The sequence below is a fragment of the Mesorhizobium sp. M2C.T.Ca.TU.002.02.1.1 genome (assembly GCF_003997225.1).
The window spans coordinates 1-5479 of sequence record NZ_RZTO01000413.1 but is presented as its reverse complement, the minus strand read 5'-3'; the positions used below and the strand labels follow the sequence as shown (position 1 = coordinate 5479).

The following is a 5479-nucleotide window of genomic DNA, read 5'->3' as shown; positions in this document are numbered from 1 at the left end:
AACCGGAGCGGAGCGTACTTCAAGTACGTGAGCACCGGAAGCGCAGGAAGCCGCCATTCGCAGGCCGGCATCACCTGAATATCAACAGACCTTGGACCCAGATATCGCCACAAATCCGGTTCTTGATGCGGATTGCTGTGGGGGTTGAATGGCGATCCGATTTCTTTTCCGGCCGGTCGGCCTTGCTTTGGCGCTTGCCGCGCCGACGCCCTCATTGGCGGCGCCGACCTGCTTGGCCAACGGCAAGTCCTTCACTGTCGGCCAGACGGCGTGCCTGACTGTTGCCGGCGAAAGCCACCTCGCCCGCTGCGACATGGTTCTCAACAACACGTCCTGGACGAAGATCAACGATGAATGTCCGGGAGAGGCGCCAAGGCCGCACCCGACATCGATCTCGACCCCGCCGCCCGGCCCGGCGCCGACGGAGCCGACCGAGAACTGAGGCTCCGCTGATCTCCCATCGAGGCTACGCTATGCACAGATCTTCTGTGGCTGGCGCGACTGATCAGGCCGAGGCTTGATTGCCACGTGGTTCCCCAATCCATCGCTGCTTCGCGGCTCAACCTTTCCCCTCCCCCCGGAGGGAAAGGAGGGGAGCCTTGCTGGACGAGCGTTGACGGCAAAAGGCTTGGCGCGTTTCCTCTACCCCGTCGATCGGGGGAGAGGTGGCTCGGCGAAGCCGAGACGGAGTGGGGGTCGACCAGCGCACCGTTGGACAATGCATGCGCCGAGCTGCCATGCATGCTATCGCCAAAGGCCAGCCGCTTGGAAATCCGGCGCTTACTGGTCGCCGTTGTTGCCCTTGGTCAGGATATCGTCGGCGAGCGAGATCGCGGTCCGGCGATCGGCCTCGCCGGCCGCGGCGAAAGCCTCTTCCTGCATACTGCGGATCCAGGGCTGGTCGGCCGCCGGAGCCCGCTCGAGCGCGGCCGTCATCATCGCCAGGCCGCGCACGATCTTGCCGCTCTGGAACAAGAGATTGCCGAGCGTCGCCTGCGCGCCGGCATGGCCCTTCTCGGCCGCCAGCTGCAGCCAGCGGCCGGCCTGCTTGACGCTGGCCTTCACGCCGCCCTCGCCCTTGAGGAACATACGGCCGATCTCGAACTGCGCGTTCGGGTTGCGGTAGTTGGCGGCGGCGCGCATGTAATATTCCTGCGCAGCGACGTCGTTCTCCTCGACCGGCGTGCCGGGAATGCCCTTGCGCAGATAGTCGCCGAGCGCCACCAGCGCGTCCGACACATAGCTTTCTTCCGGCGAGCCGGGCTCGACATCCTGATCGACGATTTCCGAGAAGAACTTGAAGGCGGCGTAGTCGTCGCGCGTCACGCCGTCGCCTTCGGCATACATGCGCGCGAGCTTCCACGTGGCACCGATCTGACCGTTTTCGGCGGCGTATTTATAGGCCTCGACCGCCTGGTCCTTGTGGCCGTTCTTGTAGGCGGAGAAACCGAACTGGAACACGGCCCACGGGCTCGACTGCGGCTTCACGCCGGTCTTGTCGTCGAACACCTTGTCGTCGAAGGCCATGGCCTGCCCGACGGCTGCCAAGGTCGCAAGCGCGACCAGTGCCGAAAAGACAGATGACCTCAACACCTCAGATGTCCGCATAGCAGCGCGTTTCTTCTGCGGCACCCGGATGGGTCACCGCGCCATCGCGGGCCGACCCTACCGTCTGCGCGTATTTCCAGATCGCGCCGGACCGGTAGTCGGTTCTGCGCGCCTTCCAATTCTTTGCCCGGGCCGCCAGCTCGGCGTCCGACAGGGCCACTTCGATGGTGCCTTTCAGGGCGTCGATCGAGATCACGTCGCCATCCTTGACGAGCCCGATCGGTCCGCCGACCGCCGCCTCCGGCCCGACATGGCCGATGCAGAAGCCGCGCGTGGCGCCGGAGAAGCGGCCGTCGGTGATCAGCGCCACCTTGCCGCCCATGCCCTGGCCGTAGAGCGCGGCCGTCGTCGACAGCATCTCGCGCATGCCCGGACCGCCGCGCGGCCCCTCGTAGCGGATGACGAGAACCTCGCCTTCCCGGTAGTCGCGCCGCGTGACCGCTTCGAAGCACTCCTCTTCCGAATCGAAGCAGCGCGCCGGTCCTGAGAATTTCAGTTCCGACATGCCCGCGACCTTCACGATCGCACCTTCGGGAGCAAGGTTGCCCTTCAAGCCCACAACGCCGCCTGTCTTGGTGATTGGCCGATTGGCGGGACGCACAACATCCTGGCTCTCATTCCAGGAAACGTGCTCCATATTTTCGGCCAAAGTACGGCCAGTGACCGTCATGCAGTCGCCATGCAGATAGCCATGGTCGAGCAGCGTCTTCATCAAGAGCGGAATGCCGCCTGCCTCGAACATGTCCTTGGCGACATATTTGCCGCCCGGCTTGAGGTCGGCGATATAGGGTGTCTTCTCGAAGATCGCCGCCACGTCGAACAGATCGAACTTGATGCCGGCCTCATGCGCGATCGCCGGCAGATGCAGCGCCGCGTTGGTCGAGCCGCCGGTGGCCGACACGACGGTGGCAGCATTCTCCAGCGCCTTGCGCGTGACGATGTCGCGCGGCCGGATGTTTTTGGCGACCAGTTCCATGACCTTTTCGCCCGAGGCGAAATTGAAGCGGTCGCGCATCTCGTAGGGCGCCGGCGCGCCGCAGGAATAGGGTAGCGCCAGGCCGATCGCCTCGGCGACGGTGGCCATGGTGTTGGCGGTGAACTGGGCGCCGCAGGAACCCGCCGAAGGACAGGCCGCCTGCTCGATCTCGAGCAGTTCGGCGTCACTGATCGTGCCGACCGAATGCTGGCCGACCGCCTCGAACACGTCCTGCACCGTGATCTGCCGGCCGCGATAGCTGCCGGGCAGGATCGAGCCGCCATAGATGAAGATCGACGGCACGTTGAGCCGCACCATCGCCATCATCATGCCGGGTAGCGACTTGTCGCAGCCGGCAAGGCCGACCAGGGCATCGTAGCAATGGCCGCGCATGGTGAGCTCGACCGAATCGGCGATCACCTCGCGCGAAACCAGCGACGACTTCATGCCTTGGTGGCCCATGGCGATGCCGTCGGTGACGGTGATGGTGCAGAACTCGCGCGGCGTGCCGTTGGCGGCCGCAACGCCCTTCTTCACCACTTGCGCCTGGCGCATCAGCGAGATGTTGCAGGGCGCGGCTTCATTCCAGCAGCTGGCGACGCCGACCAAAGGCTGCGCGATCTCGGCCGCCGACAGGCCCATGGCATAGAGGTAGGAACGATGCGGCGCCCGCGCCGGACCTTCGGTCACGTAGCGGCTGGGCAGCTTGGCCTTGGAGATTACCCTGGCGTCCATCATCGTCCTTGCCGCACACCCCGCGGCCGGTCCCATCGCCGGGCCAACCTGGCACGCATCCCGAGACATAACTCGGGTGCTCCGGGTTTATGGCGGGAAATGGGCAGTTCCCTCGGCAAGCCTTTTAGCGCGGGGGTTGTTCATAAACTGTTGCCAAAACGTCACAATCGTTTCGGGCGCCGGTTACGCGGCGAATCTGCAACAGCGGGCGGAACGGTGAAGCCAAAACAACAGTCACACAACGAAAAAGGCCGAGCGATGCCCGGCCTTTTTGTTGAATTCTCAGAAACTTAGAACTTGATCTTGACGCCGCCAGAAATCGCCGTGATCAGATCGTTGCCGACGTCGTAGGTGGCATCCGTACCAGCTGTATATCCATTCGCGTCAGTAAGCGTTCCGGAATGGCCGCTCGTCATGACGCCGATGGCGCCCGCCAAGCGAAGCTCAATATTTGGCCGGGGCGTGTAGGCAACACCGCCGCCGAGCGTCCAGGTGTCGGTTTGGACGCCATAACCGTGCGAAGTACCGCGATCCCAACTAAGCTGGCCGGCAGCACTCCATTGATCATTGAACTTGTGACCTACGCCGCCGGAAACCGTCCAGCCGTCACGATACATCAGGTCAAGAGAGGTAAGCCGGACCGGCTTGGGGGAAACCGTTGTACACTCAGCCAAACCTCTGGTCTGCTCGGAACAGATCGGAACACTTTGGAGAGTGCTCCAGTTAACCCATTTGATCGAACCAAAGGCGAGCCATCCGGGAGCGATACCGGACTGCAATTTCAATTCGACCGAGTCAGGCATATATTGCGTGGAGCCATAGATAGGCGTGGACGCGGTCCCTCCCAAGCCGTCCGGCAAAGTCAGAGTTCCAGAGATGTTATCGAGTTTGACTTGAGAATTGTAGACCAAGCTGGCCCGGAGCGCGATCTCAGGGATTTCGTAGGCAACGCCGGCGCGCCAGCCCCAACCGCTTGCCTCGAGGTCGACGCGGCCCATCGGCGACGGTCCAACTGGATTGAAACCTACCAAGCTCTCCTTGAAGCCTGAAATGTCCTGATAGAACACGCCGCCAATAAAACGGAGCTGGCCCTTACCGGCATCGAACTTGTAGGAGCAGGTACCGGCGTAGTTATTGCTCTTGATATCCGTTTCAACGTTCGAAAACGCGCCATTCCACGACGCGCCAGGGGCGGTATGGGCACCCCACGGCTGCGAATAGTCGACCATGCAATCGACGCCCTGCACGACCTGAGCCTTCACGCCGATGCGCGGCACCCAATAAGGCTCAGCTCCGTCGGCAGTAGAACTGAGAAAATTGAAGCCCAACGGCCCCGTTGCATTCTTGTACTTGCGATCCGGCATCACATAGGTCGCTTCCGCCTCCGTCGCGACCGGCGCCGGATCGAAAAGCAGATCGATGTCGTAGCCGCCGCGCTCCAGGCCGCCGGCATGCGCGGGATGCATCGCGGCGCCGATCAACGCGATCGAAAAGCAGCCTGCCCCCGCCAGAGCTTTGAGCCGCAAGATGTTCATGGAAATCCCTCCCCGAAATACAAGTGGCTCAAGCTAGAACCAATTCGGGTTAATGACGCAACAACGATTTCAAGAGCTGTACATGTACATCTTGACAGCGCGTATTCTTGCCATGGTGACTGGCGCCACAATTGGCCCCGAAATCGCACCGACAGACGTCTGACAGTTAAAAAAATCCGCAAAAACCACCCAAAACAGACCAAAAACAGCCTTTTTTGGGTATAGCGGCCCCCATTGTTACATTATGGCAACAATGGGGCGCAAACTTTCCGTTTACGTCAAAATTAACGTAGCGGCACGGCCATTTTCGAGGCAGCTAACGTACCGGAAAGCGCCTCTCCCGATGCCGAATCTTGGCCGCTCAGCCGGCGTCGCGGACCCTGGTGAGAGCGACCGAAAGCTTCTCCTGCGCCTCGCGATATTCGGCGAGTTTCTCACGCTCGGCCTCGACCACCTCTTCCGGCGCATTGGCGACGAACTTTTCGTTCGACAGCTTCTTGTGCAGGCGCGCGATCTCCTCGGTGACCTTGGCCAGTTCCTTTTGCAGCCGCGCGGCCTCGGCCTGGAGGTCGATCAGGCTGCCGAGCGGCAGGCTCACCGTCGCCTCGTTGAGCACGATCTGGGC

At 62.2% G+C, this 5479-nt stretch carries 5 protein-coding genes; 1 reads left to right on the top strand and 4 read right to left on the bottom strand.

All coding sequences use genetic code 11. From position 1 onward, the window contains the following. Positions 1-148 precede the first annotated feature (148 nt). Positions 149-442, top strand: coding sequence for a hypothetical protein (locus EOD07_RS20820; RefSeq protein ID WP_127236799.1), 294 nt, complete (start codon positions 149-151; stop codon positions 440-442). Between the two features lie 338 nt (positions 443-780). On the opposite strand, the gene EOD07_RS20815 is transcribed toward EOD07_RS20820, so the two are convergent. From EOD07_RS20815 to EOD07_RS20800, 4 genes are all read right to left on the bottom strand, one after another. After that, positions 781-1608 carry a tetratricopeptide repeat protein gene (locus EOD07_RS20815; RefSeq protein ID WP_041007341.1) on the bottom strand — a complete coding sequence of 276 codons (828 nt, stop codon included), beginning with the start codon at positions 1606-1608 and terminating at the stop codon, positions 781-783. After that, the gene (ilvD, locus tag EOD07_RS20810; RefSeq protein WP_127236798.1) at positions 1595-3319 is read right to left on the bottom strand and encodes a dihydroxy-acid dehydratase; all 1725 of its coding nucleotides are present in this window, start codon (positions 3317-3319) and stop codon (positions 1595-1597) included. Before ilvD ends, EOD07_RS20815 begins: the two co-directional genes overlap by 14 nt. A gap of 290 nt (positions 3320-3609) precedes the next feature. Then, on the bottom strand, positions 3610-4854 hold the full coding sequence (locus EOD07_RS20805; protein WP_127236797.1) for an OmpP1/FadL family transporter: 1245 nt from the start codon (positions 4852-4854) through the stop codon (positions 3610-3612). A gap of 361 nt (positions 4855-5215) precedes the next feature. Further along, a partial coding sequence (locus EOD07_RS20800; RefSeq protein ID WP_164772393.1) for a hypothetical protein occupies positions 5216-5479 on the bottom strand: 264 nt, incomplete at its 5' end.